Origin of the sequence: Carnobacterium sp. CP1, from assembly GCF_001483965.1 — a bacterium.
GTDB classification, from domain to species: domain Bacteria; phylum Bacillota; class Bacilli; order Lactobacillales; family Carnobacteriaceae; genus Carnobacterium_A; species Carnobacterium_A antarcticum.
The window spans coordinates 1404082-1423166 of sequence record NZ_CP010796.1; the positions used below are offsets into that span (position 1 = coordinate 1404082).

The 19085-nt window shown below is 38.4% G+C and carries 15 protein-coding genes; 5 read left to right on the top strand and 10 right to left on the bottom strand.

Going from position 1 to position 19085, the window contains the following annotated elements:
- Positions 1-61: 61 nt before the first annotated feature.
- The 4 genes from NY10_RS06580 to NY10_RS06595 all read right to left on the bottom strand — a co-directional run bounded on the left by NY10_RS06580 (position 62) and on the right by NY10_RS06595 (position 5470).
- The gene (locus tag NY10_RS06580; protein WP_058919220.1) at positions 62-1042 is read right to left on the bottom strand and encodes a LacI family DNA-binding transcriptional regulator; all 981 of its coding nucleotides are present in this window, start codon (positions 1040-1042) and stop codon (positions 62-64) included.
- Positions 1043-1046: 4 nt separating this feature from the next.
- Complete coding sequence (locus tag NY10_RS06585) at positions 1047-1814, bottom strand: acyl-[acyl-carrier-protein] thioesterase (RefSeq protein ID WP_058919221.1); 768 nt, start codon at positions 1812-1814, stop codon at positions 1047-1049.
- Between the two features lie 130 nt (positions 1815-1944).
- Positions 1945-3726 (bottom strand): ABC transporter ATP-binding protein, encoded by a 1782-nt coding sequence (locus NY10_RS06590; protein WP_058919222.1) that lies wholly within the window; start codon positions 3724-3726, stop codon positions 1945-1947.
- Positions 3713-5470: an ABC transporter ATP-binding protein gene (locus NY10_RS06595; protein WP_058919223.1), complete on the bottom strand. Its 1758-nt coding sequence runs from the start codon at positions 5468-5470 to the stop codon at positions 3713-3715. Before NY10_RS06595 ends, NY10_RS06590 begins: the two co-directional genes overlap by 14 nt.
- Before the next feature lie 207 nt (positions 5471-5677).
- On the opposite strand from NY10_RS06595, the gene NY10_RS06600 reads away from it, so the two are divergent.
- Entirely contained in the window at positions 5678-6514 is an 837-nt protein-coding gene (locus NY10_RS06600) for a helix-turn-helix transcriptional regulator (RefSeq protein WP_058919224.1), read from the top strand.
- Between the two features lie 208 nt (positions 6515-6722).
- Here the strand turns inward: NY10_RS06600 and NY10_RS06605 are convergent, their stop codons facing one another.
- A complete protein-coding gene (locus NY10_RS06605) occupies positions 6723-7583 on the bottom strand; it encodes a glycosyltransferase family 8 protein (RefSeq protein WP_058919225.1) in 861 nt (286 codons plus the stop codon).
- Between the two features lie 107 nt (positions 7584-7690).
- Positions 7691-8548 carry a glycosyltransferase family 8 protein gene (locus NY10_RS06610; protein WP_082664203.1) on the bottom strand — a complete coding sequence of 286 codons (858 nt, stop codon included), beginning with the start codon at positions 8546-8548 and terminating at the stop codon, positions 7691-7693.
- 408 nt (positions 8549-8956) lie between these two features.
- Between NY10_RS06610 and NY10_RS06615 the strand changes: the two genes are divergently transcribed.
- From NY10_RS06615 to NY10_RS06625, 3 genes are all read left to right on the top strand, one after another.
- On the top strand, positions 8957-9517 hold the full coding sequence (locus tag NY10_RS06615) for a hypothetical protein (protein WP_058919227.1): 561 nt from the start codon (positions 8957-8959) through the stop codon (positions 9515-9517).
- Between the two features lie 233 nt (positions 9518-9750).
- Positions 9751-10791: an adenosine deaminase gene (add, locus tag NY10_RS06620; protein ID WP_058919228.1), complete on the top strand. Its 1041-nt coding sequence runs from the start codon at positions 9751-9753 to the stop codon at positions 10789-10791.
- A 67-nt stretch (positions 10792-10858) separates the two neighbouring features.
- Positions 10859-11293, top strand: a complete 435-nt coding sequence (locus NY10_RS06625) for an acyl-CoA thioesterase (RefSeq protein WP_082664204.1) — start codon at positions 10859-10861, stop codon at positions 11291-11293.
- A gap of 88 nt (positions 11294-11381) precedes the next feature.
- Here the strand turns inward: NY10_RS06625 and NY10_RS06630 are convergent, their stop codons facing one another.
- Positions 11382-12587, bottom strand: coding sequence for an NAD(P)/FAD-dependent oxidoreductase (locus NY10_RS06630; RefSeq protein WP_058920271.1), 1206 nt, complete (start codon positions 12585-12587; stop codon positions 11382-11384).
- A gap of 925 nt (positions 12588-13512) precedes the next feature.
- On the opposite strand from NY10_RS06630, the gene NY10_RS06635 reads away from it, so the two are divergent.
- Positions 13513-14499, top strand: a complete 987-nt coding sequence (locus NY10_RS06635; RefSeq protein WP_082664205.1) for a polyprenyl synthetase family protein — start codon at positions 13513-13515, stop codon at positions 14497-14499.
- Between the two features lie 43 nt (positions 14500-14542).
- Here the strand turns inward: NY10_RS06635 and cydC are convergent, their stop codons facing one another.
- From cydC to cydB, 3 genes are read right to left on the bottom strand one after another with little or no spacing between them, the layout of a single operon-like run.
- On the bottom strand, positions 14543-16324 hold the full coding sequence (gene cydC / locus NY10_RS06640; protein ID WP_058919230.1) for a thiol reductant ABC exporter subunit CydC: 1782 nt from the start codon (positions 16322-16324) through the stop codon (positions 14543-14545).
- Positions 16317-18059: a thiol reductant ABC exporter subunit CydD gene (gene cydD / locus NY10_RS06645; RefSeq protein ID WP_058919231.1), complete on the bottom strand. Its 1743-nt coding sequence runs from the start codon at positions 18057-18059 to the stop codon at positions 16317-16319. Before cydD ends, cydC begins: the two co-directional genes overlap by 8 nt.
- Before the next feature lie 2 nt (positions 18060-18061).
- Positions 18062-19078 (bottom strand): cytochrome d ubiquinol oxidase subunit II, encoded by a 1017-nt coding sequence (cydB, locus tag NY10_RS06650; protein ID WP_058920273.1) that lies wholly within the window; start codon positions 19076-19078, stop codon positions 18062-18064.
- Positions 19079-19085 lie beyond the last annotated feature (7 nt).

The following is a 19085-nucleotide window of genomic DNA, read 5'->3' on the forward strand; positions in this document are numbered from 1 at the left end:
GCCTTGGATTTTTAAAATTAAGAGCCTAAACCTGTTGCGAAACGATAGGTTTAGGCTCTTTTCAGTACTGTTGGGTGGATTCATTTGCAATCAATTCATTGGTTAGCTGAACTTCTTCAGGAACCTCTTCGCCATCAAGCAATTTAATCAGGTTTTGCACCGCTACTTGCCCTAATTCTTTATAGGCATATTTTACGGTGGTAATCGAGGGAGTCACAATGGACGTAATCTGATACCCTCCGAAACCAGATAATGAAAAAGCTGTTGGAACTTCTAATCCTAGTTTGTGTGCTGCTTTTAAAACCGCTAGCGCAATATTGTCGGTTGCACAAAAGATATATGTTGCTTTTAACGTGGGCAACAATTTTAATGCTTGTTCGTAAGCTTTTTCAAAAGAAAAGCTTACTTCAACCATCTCTACAGAACTTTCCTTTTCTTCCTTTAACGCAGCCAAAACACCATTTTTTCGTAACTGTCCAACTGCAACATCTGCTTCAAAAACGTTTAGGTATAAAAAGTCTTTATGGCCTAAACGAGTAGCGTATTTTCCCAACTTATAACCCGCTTGGTACTCTTCATGAACAATATGGTAAAAACCTTCTGCTTGTTGGCCTAACAAAATAACCGGTATGCCTACTTCTGTGATGGCTTTTTTGTGCTCTTCTGTAATCACTGTAGCAAATAAAAGAATGCCTGCTACTTTTTGCTTAGCTAGAGAATAAATGCTCTCAATTTCTCTAGCCGACAACTGGTTCGTATTGGTGATCAATAATTGAAAATTGCGTTCTCTCAGTTCTTCATCAATAGAGGCTAACGCTTCATTGGCTGAATAAGAATCCAATCGTGGGATAATGGTGCCGATCATATTCGTTTTTTTCGCTTTTAGGCTTTGCGCAAATGTATTAGGAGTATAACCAGTCTCGGCCACAATTTGATTTAATTTCTCTTTTGTTTTTTGACTGACAGAACCCCCATTTAAGTACCTTGAAACCGTGCTTTTTGCGACATTTGCACGTTTAGCGATATCGTTGATGGTTACCATGCACTCACCTGCTTACTTCATCTTCTGATTTTTCCCAGACCATACTAGCTTCACTGTTGGTTGTACTTCCTGTTACAATGCGATGAGCCGATACGATTTTGCCATTTTCCGCTTCATGCAGGCTCATTTGACTTTGGATCCTATCGCCATAGTAAACTTCTTTTTCAAATTTAATGTTTAGATAGGTTAATTTATGAGTAGTCAAAAACTCATAATCTAAAGTGTCCATTGCCCAGTCAATGTATTTAGAATTATTCACATGCTGATTGCTGTCAATGTCCAAATAACGCACACGATATTCATTTGATACCGTCAATTCATCTGCTACCTTTTCAGGCTTTGGTGTTCGAATCAACTTTTTAGAAAACTCTGCTTCGAAAGGTGCGACAACTTCATCTTGGATACGAACCATTTTCCGCTGCGTAACATCCAGCAGTGCAAATGTGCTGTGCGCTGTAACACATAGATTGCCGGCTTCATCGTATACATTAAAATCACGGTAACAAAACAATTTATTGTAAGACATAGCTTGCGTGGTCACTTTAATGGTTTTATAAAACTCAGGAACTTGCGTAATGTTCATTTCGTATTGTAAAACGATCCAAGCCAATCCTTTATCATTCAATTGTTCATCGCCTACGCCTAGCGCATGGCTTTGCTCGCCTGAAACGTGCATCATAATATTGATCAGCATCGGGATAGTGATTCGACGTGTTGCATCACATTCGTAGTAGCTGACTTGGTGTTCTTTTTCAAAAATCTGGTTTGTCATTTTTGTAGTCCTCATTTCATTCTTTTCATTCTAGTTCAAGCATAACATACCACTATTCTACTCGTTAATAGAATGGATTGCGACAAAAAAAGTCAGATACGGTTTCAACGCATCTGACTTTTTTCTCGCTTTAGATTTCTTGCAATAAATCAAACTGAGTTTTGTACAATTCATAATAAAGGCCTTTTTGAGCCATCAGTTCATCATGACTGCCTGATTCCTGAATTTTCTTATCCGCAATATAGAAAATACGCGAACTATTTTTAATTGTAGACAAACGGTGAGCAATAATAAAAGCCGTGCGTCCTTCCAATAGCCGGTCTAATCCTTCTTGCAAGATAATTTCTGTTTGAGTATCGATACTGGAAGTTGCTTCATCCAAAATCAGTACTTTAGGATCAGATAACAGCGTTCTGGCAAATGAAATCAATTGCCGTTGTCCGGCAGATAACGTACTGCCTCGCTCTTTGATAACTGTCCGGTAACCATCTTTCATATTTATAATAAACTCATGAGCCCGCACGATTTTGGCGGCTTCCATGACTTCTTCTTCCGTCGCATCTAATTTACCATAGCGTATATTATCTAGAATGGTACCAGAAAAGATAAAGGTATCTTGCAGCATCACGCCCATTTGGTTTCTCAATGAGTTTAACGTCACGTTTCGGATGTCCATCCCGTCTATTAAAATCTCACCATCGTTAACATCATAAAACCGGCTGATCAAGTTAATGACCGTCGATTTCCCTGCTCCTGTCGGTCCTACCAAGGCAATGGTTTCTCCCGGTTTCACGTGAAATGACAGGTGCTCAAAAATAGTTTGTTTTGGCGTATAGCCAAAGGTAACATCATTGAAGACAACATCGCCTTTTACTGGAGGCATTTCAAAAGCATCTTCTGCATCGGTGATTTCAGGTTCAACATCCAATGTTTCAAAAATCCGTTCCAAATAGGCTGTCCCCGTAATTAGTGAATTATAAAAATTACCAATATTGACCATCGGATTCCAAAAGTTATTGACGTATCCAATAAAAGCAATCAACACACCTGTTGAAACATCAACGCCTAATCCTCGAATTCCAACAAAGTAAATAATTGAAATAGTGATGGTCGCTATGTTTTGGATAGCAGGCGCTAGCAGCAATTGGATTTTCACAGCTTTCATCCATGTTGTGCGTTGGTCTTCACTCACTTCTGCGAAAATAGTGTTATTGATCGTTTCACGTGTAAAGGATTGAGTTATTTTAATTCCTGAAACACTTTCATGGATATAAGCATTTAAATTGGCTTGTTTGTTGCTGACTTCTTGGAAAGCTTTTCGTTGTTTCTTTTGAATCACTAATGTGATCACGAATAAAACAGGCAATAAAATAAAACTGTACAACGTTAGTTTGACATCGATCGAAAACATAAAGACTAATGTCACCACTAAACTTAAAACATCTGAAATAACATTGATCAGCCCATTTGAAAGCAAATCGCTCAATGAGTTGATGTAATTCACTACGCGAATAACGATTTTCCCATGAGGCCGAGTATCGAAATAAGAAAAAGATAATTTTTGCAAATGTTCAAAAATTTCAGACCGCATATCTTTTAAGACATCTTGCCCTAGCAAAGTAATGTGTTGGATGCGATACCTTGAACACCAGCCTCCGACCAAAGTCGCCAATGAAAAGAAGACGATGATCCAAGTCATTTGGCCGGTGTCTTTGTTTGGAATGGATTCATCGATCACGATACTGGTAAGATATGGACCTAGCACTAAGACAATATTCGAAATCAAGATGACAAACAGAATTTTGATCAAAGCACTTTTGTAAGGCTTCAAATAGCCGCCTAAACGTTTAAATTGGTTTATATTAAATTCTTGTTCCAGCTCTTCATCTGTTCTAGCGTTACTCTGTGCCATCGCTTGTCACCTCTTCCTCTGTTTTCCCTAGTTGTTTCAAATAAATTTTGTAGTAAGCCCCTTTAGCTGCCAATAGGGATGTATGCGTTCCTCGTTCTACGATTTTCCCATGTGAAAGAATAATAATTTCATCCGCTCGTTTGACCGAAGAAATACGGTTAGCAATAATAAAGGTTGTTTTTTGTTGCATCACATCTTGCAGTTCGTTGTGAATTTTAACCTCTGTTTCCATATCAACTGCCGAAGTCGTGTCATCTAGAATCAAAATAGCAGGGTCTTTCATTAAACCGCGAGCTAAGGAAATCCGTTGGCGTTGTCCGCCTGACAACCCGCTGCCTCGTTCGCCAAGAAACGTATCATACTGCTCAGGCATCCGTTCAATAAACGGACTGGCATCAGCCACACGAGCCATATTTTTGATTCGTTCCAACTCCGCTCCAGGTGTTCCAAAAGCAATGTTTTCTTTAACTGTTTCTGAGAATAAGAAGACATCTTGCATTACGATGGCGATGTGTCTTCTTAATTCCCGAACATTGATTCGTCTTGCGTCTTGTCCGTCGATTAAGATACGCCCTTCTGTTGGATCAAAAAAGCGCGAAATCAAATTCACTAATGTTGATTTCCCTGAACCCGTTTCCCCCAGGATCCCAATCGTTTGGCCTGGCACTGCTTTTAAGGAAATATGGCTTAGTACTTCTGTATCTGGGTCATCAGCAAAATGGAAGGAAACATCTTGGAATTCCACGATTCCTCTGATCGTTGGTGTCGTTTGTCGTTGTTCAAGCGGAATCATCGGTTTAGCTGCTAATAATTCTCTGATTTTGTATGTTGACGCAATAAAGCGCTGCAAGTCGTTGACATACCAGCCAACATTTCGCATTGGAAGGTTCAACATCCAGATGAACCCGTTAAAAGCTACCAAATCGCCTAAGCTCATTTGTCCGCCAATAACCAAGAAACCGCCGAAACCGATCGTAATAACAGATAAGAATGCTGCCAGCGTTTCTAATGCCGGCAAATAAGCTTTCGTGACTGCTGCAGATTCTAAATTCCTGCGCTTGTAGTTTTCATTGAAATGGTTAAATTTTTCGATTTCATAATCTTCTCTGGCAAAAGCTTTGACCACTTTGTTTCCGCCAATATTTTCTTCTACCATTGAGTTTAATCTGGAAAAACTTTCTCGTATTTCATAAAAGACTGGATTGGCTTTATTGGATAACATAATCGTTAAAATTCCAATAAAAGGTGTTACAACAATCAATGCTAACATCAATCGCCATTCAATGATACCCATCACAACGATAGCTGAGACGAGGAGTAAAAAGTTGTCTAAAACGTTATACGACAACCAAGAAATAGCATGTCGGATAGCGTCCGTATCCCCTGTCATCCGAGCCATTAAGTCCCCAACTCGTGTATTGTTAAAGAAGGTGAAGTCGAGCTCTTGTAATTTTTTATACATATCTTCTCTTATTTTGTAAATTGAATTTTGTCCGATGCGTTCATACATGATTTGATACACATACCGCAAACCTGTTCGAAGAACTGAAGCAGCAATCATAACCGCCAACAACGGAATCAGTAGTCCGATCCTTTGGTCTACGATAACTTCATCGACCAGCATCCCACCTATTAATGGAGAAACAATATTCAACAACGCGACCACAATAACTAAAATCGTGGCGAAGAACATTTTCCATCTATTCGGTTTGATGTATTTCCAGACCCATTTAATACTTCCCATATTTATGGCCTCCTTTTAAATTGTTTATTTAATTTAAGCATAAGGGAAACTCCTTTTAAAAAGAATGGTCATTTTTCTCAAAATAGATGGAGTAAATAACGAACCCTCCATTATGCTTAAGATGGTGTAAAGCTGAATGATTGCGCTGCCTTTCTAGATACTTTATAATCTTGAGTATCAGTACGTGTTGATTTGGGAGGTAAAAAGATGTTGAAAATGAATGTGAAAACGTTTAACCCTGAAATTTTATATGTTTTTGATGTCACTACCACTGGCCCTTCAACGAGTAAAAAACACCATCATGACTTCTTAGAAATGTCGATCCTTGTTGAAGGCGAAACTTTTTATACGATTGAAAACCAAGAGGTTCATTTAAAAGAAGAAACGATTCTATTATTCAATCCCGGCGTCAGTCACCATGAACAAGCTCCAGCAGGGGTAGAAAACACTCAAATCCATATCGGTTTTCGCAATGTAAATTTAGATCGTTTCCCAAAAGACTATTTTCCCGTTGAATCTCCAATCATTCGATTGAACGACTACAACAAAGATTTTTTTGCTATTTGTCGCGAGATCATTAAAGAACGTTCAACTAGTCAGGCTGGTTATGAACTGATGCTAAAAACGTTAGTTATGAGGCTCATCGTGTTTTTGTTACGAGACAAAAATACTCTTTCCGCACACCATTTAACGTCGGCGCTAACAGCCGAAGAACAGGAAAAACAACAAATCGTCAACGAGATCATTCTCTATTTGGAAGGCCATTATATAGAAGACATTACTTTAAACAGCTTAGCTCAAGAACACTTTATCAGCCCCGCCAATCTTTCTCGTATCTTTAAAGAAGAAACAGGTGATTCTCCAATCAATCATTTGATTAAAATCCGCTTAAACCAAGCAAAAGCTTTAATGGAAACTGAAAAAGACATCACCGTTAAAGAAATTTCTCATTTGGTTGGCTATGAGGATGCTTTATATTTCAGCAAGCTGTTCAAAAAATATTACGGCCAACCACCCTCTAGCTTTTTACAAAAAAGCAGTTAAAGACTGCTTAAGAACTGTCCTTTGAATTGAAAAACGCATGACCGCTTTAAGCTGCCATGCGTTTGGTAGATCTCAAAGCTTCATTGTACTTTTTGGTGCTTGTTTTTTAGAACTTATTTTTTTAAAATCCTTCATATAAAAAACGGAGCTGGGACATTGATCTCAGCTCCATTTTTTTAGTTATCCATCAAAAAAACTAGCTTGCCGCTTATTTGACCTGTTTGACATCTTTTGCGGGAGCAGCAACTGGGAAGGTCGTTTGATTGCGTAAGGCAAAGTACGTTTCCCGGTAAGGGTGAACAGAATTTTCATGCCATGGTTTTTCATGTCCGCAAAAATGGACGATAGCTGGATCAGCTTTCGCTTCCTCCCATTGGGATTGTCCAAGAGCAGTTGGATGTTCTTTCTCTTCCAACATCAAATAGGTTTGAGCATTCCAGCGAGGATGCAATTCCAACCACCGGTCATGTAAAATCGCATTTAAAGTATCTTGGTCATGGAAACGCAATAAATCAGGGTGCTCGTCGATAAACGCAAAGGCTTGTTCCGTAATTTTTTCTTTACGCCAATTTTCTAAATCCATTACCATCATCCCTGAATTAAAGTACGTATCCGATTTGCATTGAATCCCCATCAAATTCAACCGATCATGGAAGCCCGAATCTTCCACAGCTGCCAGCAAGTTTTCGCCCAAGTCGAGCTCCCACAGCGTTTGGATGTCTTCTAGACAAATCATATCGCAATCAAGGTAAATGGCACGCGGCGTGTCTTTTAAAAGGTTTGGAATCGATATGCGGTAATAAGCAGTTTTAGGGATACGATCGCTTTCTACCACATTGTCAAATTCTGAGGCATCAATCGTTAAATAACTGATCCGAGCATTGTATTTATTCACAGTCCGGTTTAATAAAAATTTTGAGTTTAATGAAATATTGTCATCGATCACATAAAAATGCAGCGTCGTATCTGGCTTTTTCGTGACTAATAGTGAAAGAAAAAGCGTAGCTAAGTGCGGCACAAAAGCTTCATTACTGGATGACACAATCGTTATATTTTTTGAATCAAACATAATGCTTCCTCCTTCAAAAAAATCATACTTTCTAAAATGAACGTACATTAAAGAAAGGCCTCTAAAACGAGGCTTATTTAATCTTTAGAAAATAATTTTTTTAATTATTATTTAGTTGATTCTTTCTCAGTTTCTTTTAAATGAAACGGTGATTTCGCTAATTCTTCTAGGTAAAGTTCAGTGTAAGGATGATATTCCTCTGAATTCCAAGGTTTATCATGGCCAGTGAAGTGAATGATTGAGGGCTTTTGAATGGCTTCTTTGTACCATTTCGCATATTGTTCTGTTGGCGGTTGATGTCTTTCGAATAATAAAGACGTTTGGAGGTTCCATTTAGGATGAAGCGGAAACCATTTCTCATAAACAATCGCGTTCAATGCATCTTGGTCATGATAAATAATTTTTTCATCTTCTTCTTGTAAGAAAGTTAGTGTTTTTTCTGTAATATTCGCTTTTCGCCAATTGTCTAAATCCATTAGCATCAGTCCTGAATTGAAGTAATAATCTTCTGTTTCAACTCCTAACCGGCCTAAAACAAGTGCTTGTCCTGGATCGATAACGGCGCCAATGACGTTATCGCCAATGTCTGTATCGTATAGTTCCGAAATATCTGCTTGCACTAAAACATCGCAATCGATATAAAGGACTTTTTCATAATGTTTATCTGCTAGTAAATCAGGTAAAGAGATGCGGTAGTAAGCAGTTTGAGTAATATGATCACTCTCTAACACATCTGCGTACAAGTCGGAATCCACTTCTAAATAGCTAATAGTAGCTGGTTGATTGGAAACTACTTGGTTCAACTTTTCTTTGCTATCCGCCGAGATATGGTCATCGATAATGTAAAACGTCACTTCAACGTCATTTGCTAAGTTTTCGAGCAAACTCATCATCATTACACTCAGATACGGTGCATAATTTTCATCTGCGGCACTCACAATTGGAATTTTCCTTTTTCGGCTCATTTCCAACCTTCCTTTCAAATAACATTAAAAATAAATGGCGAACAGATTAAAAACTCCGTTGCTAAGTTCTATATTATACTCTTTTTTTTATTTTTGCAAACAATACCCCTTGCAGGTTAACGTTCCTTTACAGTTATGCGGAAAAACAGCCGTCCAAAATAGTTTCAAAGAAAAAAACAATTATGGATAAAGTTGGGTGGATTCCGGTCGGCGGCTGCTGTTTTATTCTCTTCTCCGTCTAAAGAACTATGGTAAAAAAAATGGGATAGTGTATACTAAAACAAGGCTTCTGCTGATTCCGGATAGTGAGATTAGAATGAACTTATAATTTTTAGTTAGTAGGATCGATTCATTTCTACCTTAGTGAGTTTCGATGCGGTTGTGAAATTAAGAAAAGAAGGTTTTTTTATGAAAATTTATCTCGTTTTAACAGATACAAATACATTATTTTCCAGAACAATCAAGCTTTATACTAGAGCTGAATACAATCATGCTTCGCTTGCGTTAGACCCGACTTTAAAGGATATCTATAGTTTCGGACGCAAACGTCCTCGCAATCCCTTTAATGCCGGTTTTATTCAAGAAGATTTATCTCGGGATTACTTTCTACGAGCACAATGCAGTATTCATTCTTGTGATGTGACCGCTGAACAATTTGCGCTGATCGCCGATTTGATTCAGTATTACGAACAAACGAAAAATATGTACCATTATAATTTATTAGGACTTATAACGTTAGCACTTAAAATCGATTTTAAACGCAATGATGCTTTTTTCTGTTCTCAATTTGTTGCTACTTTATTAGATGAAAGTACCATTTACGACTTTCAAAAAGAAATCCATTTTGTCACTCCCCAAGATTTGGCAGCTTTGCCTATATTCCGTTCCGTATATGTCGGTTCATTATATGAATACTTAGCCTCTGTTCAAGAAATTCCCAATGAACTACTGGCACTTACAGAAGTTTGATTCTTCATTACTTACTCATCATTGAAAGCCCAGAGAAAAATCAGCTAAGCTGTTTCTGCTCTGGGCTTTCTTTTTTAATTTTTATGATTTTGAACAGCAATTGCATATGTGCACACAAAATAGCTGAACTATGCTATAATGCCTCTTAAACCATTCTTTCCCAGTAAATCGTTTTTTTTAAATCAGTACATAGCCTTTCTCAAACCCACTATCTTTGTGTCAGGAGTGACTTCATGCAACACGCTATATTAAAAAAATTACCTAAAATTGAATTGCATTGCCATCTTGACGGTTCAATTCGTCCTGCTACCTTAAGAAAAATTGCCGAGGAACAAGGATACCCATTGCCCTCAGGAGAACAAGAACTGAAGCAGCTTTTGCAAGCGCCAGAAGAGTGCAAAAATTTAGAAGAGTACTTAACTTGTTTTGATCCCGTATTAGATTGTCTCCAAACTGAAAAAGCGCTGGAAACAGCTGCATATGATGTGGTTGAACAAGCTGCGGAGGAAAATATCCTTTACATTGAGATTCGTTATGCACCCTTGTTGTCTACTCGAAATGGTTTGAGTTGCGACGCTGTTATTGAAGCCATTCTAAAAGGGTTGGCTAAAGCTGAAAAAAACTTTCATGTCAAAAGCAACTTATTGTTGTGCGGCATGCGCGGCGATTCATTGGCAGATAATCTTTCAGTAGTGGAAGCGGCACGAACATTCCTAAAAAAAGGAGTTGCTGGGATTGATTTAGCCGGAAATGAAAAAGATTATCCTCCGGCTGAATTTGAGGATTTTTTCCAGCTTGGAGAAAAATATGCGATTCCGATCACCACTCATGCTGGTGAATGTGGATGTGCACAAAATGTACGCGATTCGATTCTTTTAGGAGCCGTTCGAATTGGACATGGGATAGCCGTTAAGGACAGTCTAGAAACGATTCAGTTTTGCATAGATAAAAATGTTTTACTCGAAATTTGTCCAACTAGCAACTTGCAAACAAAAACCGTTAACAGCTGGGAAGACTATCCTTTCAGAAAATTTATTGATGCTGGATTAAAAGTCAGCATCAATACCGATAATCGGACTGTTTCCAATACAACTTTGACAGACGAGTACTTACTGCTGCACAACCATTTCGGATTGGATTATGCTTTGATGCAAAAAATAAATTTAGATGCACTCGCTTATGCTTTCACAGATGAACAGACAAAATCACAGCTAGCAGCACGGATTTCTTCAGGGTACCTGCCGCAATTAATGTCTGAAGCTGCTTCTACCTAAGCGATTCGTTTGTCTTCTTTTGCTTGATACCTGAAAAAACTAACTAGATTAAAGTGAGGATCACATTGTGAAAAAGAACTTATCTCAATACGAACACAAAGCACAATATTATGAAACGTATCAAATGGGCATTATTCACCACTCAAATTACATTCGTTGGTTTGAAGAAGCAAGAACCAGCTTGCTGGATGAAGTGGGGTTTGGCTACGATCAGATGGAAAAAGAAGGCATCATCGTTCCTGTATTAGCTATTTCTTGTGATTACACATCAATGGTGCGCTACAACCAAACGGTCTTGATCTTACCAAAAGTAGAAACCTTTAATGGCATCAGAATGACCATTTCTTATCAAATCACCGATAAAGCAACTGGCGAACTAAAAGCTGCTGGAAAAAGCAATCATTGTTTTTTAGATAAAGATTATCGTCCTATTTCGTTAAAAAAAGCTAATAAAAAAATCTATGACTTATTTGAAGAACTTATTGGAAAAGACCTTGGATAACGCTGTTTTCAAACGATTTTTAGATAGAAAAAAAGCCACCCGCTATATGACGGGTGACTTTTTTGTTTTTTAGATTCTTCTAGTCAGTTTAACGGAAAAAGTCAAAACGGCCTTTTTTAGCAGTGATTCCCACTCCGCCTGTCATCATTAACGAACGGTCTCCGATTATTTTTTTCATAACCGATGCTGGGTAGCCTTTTAAGTTGCGGCCCATAACTTCTCCGATTGCTTCAGTATTGCCGATAGAACAAACTGTTCCTAAAGAAGTAAATGTGAATGGTTTGATGGCAGTTCCTTTCAATTTGGCTTCTAGGTTATTAGCAGCGCTGACTCCTTGTTTCAAAGCAATTTGAGCAGTTGGCGGGAATGGACGGTTGGTTTTACTATCCATTACGGCTGAACAGTCTCCAATAATGAAGATCTCTGGATAACCTGGAGCCGTTAAATCATTTTCTACCATTACGCGGTTACGTCTTTGTTCAAAACCTGAGCGTTCGACAATGCTGCTGCCGCGAACTCCAGTTGTCCAAACAATCGTTTTCGCTTTAACTGATTTTAATTCTCCAGCTTCTTCGTAGATTACAGTGTCAGCTGTAAGCTCTTTGATCGGCGTTCCAACAAAGAATTTAACACCGCGTTTTTTCAATATTTCGATACCGTAGTCAGATAGTTCTTTATCGAACATTGGCAATAAATTAGACATCGCTTCAATACAAGTGATTTGTATTTTTTCAGCCGGTACATTATATTGTTTGACCAATTTCGGCATTTGAAGCGTTAATTCTCCAATGTATTCAATACTTGTAAACCCTGCTCCACAAACGACAATGCTTAAATAAGATTCGTCTTTTGTTTCATTGTATTTTTCGAATTGTTTCCGTAAGTGTTCGTCAACTGCTTTTGACGTTTCAATATCGACCATCGGCAAACCAAACTCGTCAACACCTTTGATTCCAAATGACTCTGATTCAAAGCCTAGTGCTAAGATCAAATAGTCAAATGAAATAGTGCCGTTTTTTTCTAATTCAACTGTCTTTTCGTCTTTATTGACTACTACAACAGTGTCTTGAATAAAATTAGTTCGTTTTGGGGTTACAACATCTTTGATTGGGTAGCTGATTCTTTCAGCAGCATGCGCTCCGCTGGCTACTTCGTGTAGATATGTTGCTTCATAGTGGTATTCGTTTTTATTCACAAGAGTGATATCTATATCTAATCGTTTGCTTTGAAGACTTCTCAAAGCTCTAAGTCCTGCATAACCTGCACCTAAAATAACAACGTTTGTTTTGCTCATATTCTTTCTCTCACTTTCTTTATCCACATTCTTTATTTTCATTTCAATTTCCATTTTTTTAGACGAACATGTCTAAATTAACCATTCTCATGACTCACTAAAACCAAATCTCTTCATTTTGTGAGTCTAGAACCTTGACACCCTATTCGATTTTTCACTAGGGAATTAAAAGTACAAGTTTCATTTGGGTAGCTAAGAAAGCTTCATTTGCGCTTATTCAGTTAAGGCGCACCCGTACTGAAACGATCTAAATTAAACAAAAGGCAATTCATGTAACTTATTTCACCTTTTTCCCAACGACTCATCCCCTTAATTATATCAATTTGTCATCAACCATGCTCTCTTGTTCACTTTTCTCTTACAGATCAGAGATTCTTAAAGTCAACCTCGCCACAAAAAGGCCCTCCAAAGACAGCCGCATAAAGCCTACTGTACTGCATATAAGGACTAATTTCAATCATTAAACCTCTTGCAGGAAAGAAAACGTTTTTTTAAGCGAGATTTCTAATTAAATCCTTAAAAACGAACTTTTCACAAACTCGTAAATGGTTTAATTTTTCACTACACAAATGAATCACCTTGAAGAACTGCTTATTTCTTCGTATTTTTTTCACGTGTTTAGCTAAAGTTTTCCCTTATAAGCAGCCTTAGACGGTAAATAAGTTCAATTTAACAGGTTGTTCTTTCCATTTCCATATCATTTACAACCGTGCAATTATGCGCCTCAACCATAAAAAAGTCAATAGAAAACAGCAGATTTTATTTCTTTATTTCTAAATTTCACAGAGTTTCTGAATTTTCTTTTTTGCTGAACTTTATTGACTTAAACTTAACCATACGATAAAATTCGGGTTTGTGATATAATCAGTATTATGGTCAAAATTTAAAAATAGAATCGTGGATTCTACTTGAAAGGGATACAGCTATGCCGATTCATTCTATGTGGGATGATTTCCCAGAAATTAAAGACGAATTAGCTGAAAGCTATGCAGTGATGGAAAAAAAGGTTCATATACGAAACAAGGAAGTTGAACAGGTTATCTTTGACTTACTGCGTTCGGGCGGAAAACTTTTACGACCTGCTTACTTCATCTTATTCTCCCGTTTTGGAAACACCAAAACACAAAATCACAAACAAATCACCCATGCCGCAGCCTCATTAGAGATTTTGCATATGGCTACCTTGGTACATGATGATATCATTGACGACTCTCCTACTAGACGCGGCAGTCCGACAGTTCAATCAAAGTATGGAAAAGATATTGCTGTTTATACTGGAGATTTTTTATTTGCTGTCTATTTCGGCTTAATTGCAGACTCAACCGAATCTCTCTCCACTATCCGGTTGAACGCTTTTGTGATGAAACGCATTTTGCTTGGTGAACTGGATCAAATGCACCTACGCTACAACACCGAAATTACTTTGCGGCAATACCTCAGGAATATTAACGGGAAAACAGCCCAGCTTTTTTCTTTAAGCTGTCTTCAAGGAGCTAAAATCGGTCAAGCTAACCTAGCCGTCACAACCAGCAGCCAGCATATCGGCCACAATATTGGTATTGCTTTTCAAATATTAGATGATGTTTTAGATTACACTAAAGATAGTGAATCGTTAAAAAAACCTGTTTTAGAAGATATGAAACAAGGCGTCTATTCGCTTCCTCTTATTTTGGCACTAAGAGGAAACAAAAAAAAGTTCGACCCCTTCTTATCGAAAGGTCCGAATATGTCTGATGAAGATGTTCAAATCGTTTCTGATTTGGTTAGTCAATACGGTGGTGTAGATGAAGCTAAACAATTAGCGAAACGCTATACCGATAAAGCATTAAAAGCCATCCGGCTTTTACCGGAACGTCCTGAAAAAGCCGTTCTTTACCAGTTAACTAAACAACTCCTCCACCGAGATTATTAAAAAAGCGGGACCCTATCGTTTTGATAGGGTCCCGCTTTTTTGCTTACTCTCCTCGGTCTAGACGATAGAGACGTTGATAGCGTGCATTTTCTGCTAATAATTCTTGTGGTGTTCCTTGAATTTCAATTTTCCCATTCTCAATAAATACAACTTCATCCATTTGGTCCACCCCTTGAAGATGATGGGTGATCCAAATAATGCTTTTGTCCTTTAGAACAGTAAAGAGTGTATCCAACAATATTTGTTCCGTAATAGGGTCCAAACCGACTGTTGGCTCATCTAACAACACAATAGGCGTATCTTGAAGCAAGATTCGAGCCAACGCTAAGCGTTGCCCTTCTCCACCCGAAAAGCGTCCACCTGCTTCTTCTACAGAAGTATGGAATCCTTCTGGCAAAGCAGCTATCATGTCGCCTAGTCCTACTTGATAAAGAGCTTCGATAACTGCTTCATCACTCGCTTCAATATTTCCTAAACGAACATTGTTTAAGACAGACGTATCGAACAGATGCGGGTTTTGGTTGATAACCCCGACCCATTTCGAAATGTCATCTCCAAGTTCACTCGTTGGCACACCGTTTAAAGTGACGCTGCCTTTTTGTGGAATCAAATCGCCTCGAAGCATTTTTCCAATGGTGCTTTTTCCTGCTCCGCTCTTTCCTAAAATAGCTATTTTTTTGCCTTTTGGAATCGCAAGCGTGAACTCATCCACAATCAACTTTGAACCTGTTTCATAAGAGAATGAAACTTGATCCATCCGTATTTCTCGGAAAGACTGTTCATTTAACTTAGCAATGGCAATCGCATGTGATGAATCGTCAGACTCGTCTTCTTTTATTTTAGGCAAAGCATTCATGCGTTTGACCGAATCTTCATAAATCGTTAATTCTGAAGCAGCGCTTGGAACCGTCGCAAACGCATCGACTAAAGGAAAAACAGCTAAAACAAATGCAGCGATCCAATTGGCTGCTCCACCTTGTTCACCCTGAAAAACAGTACTTGTCCAAATCAAAACAGCAACTGCAATAATAGCAAATGTAACTTGCAGCAGAAAATCACGTGTTCGATCAAAACGTTTGATTCGGTAATCTTCTTCCCGGACAGCTTGTTCACTGCTTTCATAACTTTTCAGAAAATCGTTTTTCCGTCCGCTGAATAACCAATCGCCAACTCCTAAAACAGCATCGGTCAATTGATCATATAAGCCATTTCTGGCTGTTTTTTGCGCAGCCATTCTTGCTCCATTAACTAGCAAAGAAACAAGCGGCAATAAGATGGCTACAACTGCCAACATCAGCATCATTAACAATGCAAAGGGAAGAGAGAATAGACCTAACCCAATAATCACAGCAATGTAAATGCCCCAAGAAATCAAAATAGGGAAAATCGTTCTTAAATAAAGATTTTGAATGTGATCGATATCTTCTGCCAATACGGCTAAGATATCCCCTGTTTTGTATTTATTCTTAATAAATACAGCATCTTGCTCAAGCGAACGGTACAGCTTGAGGCGTAAATCAGATGTCATTTTCAAGACCCAATTGTGGCTGGTCAATCGTTCGATATAACGAAAAACGGGACGACTGATCCCAAATGCACGGGTCAAAACAATCGGTACGTAAACCAGCATAATGTTTTCAGGTATACTAGCAGATTTGCTGATCAAGAACCCTGAAACAAACATTAACGCACTTGCACTAAATAAAGTCATAAACCCTAAAAACAAAACTAGATGCAATAACTTCCGGTACTTCGCCATAAATGGTTTTACCCAGGTATCATTGGCGAAAGTAGCGCGCATTTCAGTTAACTTATTTTTATTCATGCGGCTTCTCCCCCCTCATTTGATTCATTAAATCCACATAAGCTCCATTTTCAGCCAGCAATTCTTCATGAGTCCCTGCATCGACTATTCGACCATGATCCAGCACTAAAATATAATCCATTTCATTTGTCCAATGTAACCGGTGAGTTGAAAAGAAGACTAAATGTTTTTCCATCAATGGCAAGATACTTTCTTTTAAAGCCACTTCTGTTTCAATATCCAAATGAGCCGTGGGTTCATCAAACAATAAAATTTTTCGTTCGGGATCAAGGAATGCTCGAGCAATCGAAACCCGTTGCGCTTGTCCGCCACTCATCATTCGTCCGCTTTCTCCAATCAAAGTCGCTAACCCTTTAGGCAGCTCTTCAATGAATCCAGACAAACCAGCTTTTTCAGCAGCGTGTAAGACGGCTTCATCGCTTGCTTCCGGCATATAAAACCGAATATTATTCGCTAGTGTATCGTGGAAAAGATAGGGCTTTTGCGGAATGTAAATAATTTCTTTTTGCCAATTTCGCTGTGAAAAATGCGGCACTTCCACACCGTTTATTTCAATAGCCGTTCCTTCACTCGGTTGCAGGAATCCTCCAATCGTATCAATAAAAGAAGACTTTCCTGAACCGCTTGCTCCAATCAAACCAATCTTTCCGTACCCTTTCCAGCTAAAATTGATATCAGACAAAGCATTTTGATGCTGCTTATCATGAGTAACATTTAAGTCCTTGATAATCAATTCGCTCGTTTCGTCCCAATTTGCTTTTTCGGCTGGCAAGACTTCTGTATTCGTCGGAACGTCAACTTCTAAAATATCTAAAATAGCTCCCATCGCATTTTTACCATCCAACGTTGCATGGTAATCACTAGAAAATTCTCTTACGGGCAAGAAAAATTCTGGAGCTAAGATAAGTACCGTTAAAGCCGGCAGCAACAACATAGCACCTTCTAATAATTGTAACCCTAGCGTTAAAGCTATCAAAGCTACTGATAATGTTGTAAAGAAATCTAATGCAAAAGTGGACATGATCGCTACTTTCAATGTGCTCATTGTAGCTTTGCGATAACTTTCACTAACATTATGAACGTTCTTGCTATATCGTTTACTCAATCCTAATAATTTTAATGTCTCCAGGCCTTGCAAAGCATCGACAAAGTGATTCGACAACACTTTATAAGTGGCGTATTGCCGGTTAGCTTTTTCTTGAGCTGCATAGCCTAAAATCACCATAAAAAGAATGATGATCGGAAAAACAACAATCATTGTAATCCCTGAATCTACGTCTAGTGTGAAAACATAAATTAAAACCAGCCAAGGAATGATCATCATGTTCATCAGCTTAGCAAGGAATAACGTAATGTAGTTCTCCACTTGACGAATGCCTTCTAAAGCCATTGTAACGACGTTTCCTGTGCCCGATTTTTGCACTAATTTTGGCCCTAAAGAAAAAACTTGATTCAATAATTCTTTTCTTAATTCTTTCCCTTTTTGATAAGCAAACTTATCAAGCAGGCGTTCGCGTATCAAAGTTAAAAAATGACGGCCTACGAAAGCTAAGAAAAAGACTAGTATCGCTTGAGTTTGCGCTGCTAATCCTTCACCGTTCCATAAACCGGTAATTGAAAGGGCTAAAAATCGAGCTTGAAAAATAATCATAAAAGCTTGCAGGAAAGAAATCCCTGCAAGCAATATCATAATCTTTTTCATGCCAGATAAACCCATTAAACGTTTATCCATCATAATTAATATTTCACCACGTCATCTTTCTTGATTCTATTTTTAAATACATAATACGTCCATCCTTGGTAAGCCAACACAAATGGCAATACCGTCAATGACAACCAAGTCATTACTTTCAGTGTATATGGTGTACTTGAAGCATTAACAATCAAGATATCATTTGCTGAAGCAATCGAACTGACCATCACACGCGGGAATAAACCAAAGAATAACAAAGCAACTAAACTAATGATCGTAAAACCACTAGTGAAAAAAGCTAAAAATTCTTTTCCGTTGTATACTCCATAAGTTGCTAAAATACTTAACACAACCATCAACGCGACGATTACAGTCGTTGCCGTCGTTTGGAGTTCGAAGAAGTCTGTTGATACATAAAGCAAGGCTACAAATGCCGCCAGCCCTACGAACAGCACGATATACAATTTTTTCGCATACTCGATCGCTCGTGTATGCACATCTCCAATAGTTTTTAAACCGATATAGTTCAAACCATGCAAGAAGCACAGCAGTGTTAAGACCAAGGCTCCCATAATTGAAAATGGCGTAAAGTAATCTGTAAAAGTTGCGACCATATTGCCTTTTTCATCAATCGGCATACCCGCAGCCATACTTGTGAACATTAAGCCAAAGAAGAACGGAGGAATGACGCTTCCAATAAATAACGTCCAATCCCATAGCTCACGTCCTTTTTGTCCTTCCATTTTGCTCCGGAATTCAAAAGAAACTCCTCGGATAATCAAACCGAATAAAATAGTCAGCAAAATAAGGTAATACCCACTAAATAAAGATGCATACCAATGTGGAAAAGACGCAAACATTGCTCCTGCAGCAGTGATCAGCCAAACTTCATTGGCATCCCAAACGGGTCCAATCGTTCCAACCAGCTGTTCACGTTCGGCTTTGTCTTTCGCTAGTAAACGGGTCGACATTCCTACACCGAAATCGAAACCTTCAAGGAAGAAGAAGCCGGCAAATAACACACCAATCAATAGAAACCAAAAGAATTGTAATCCACTCATATCAGCC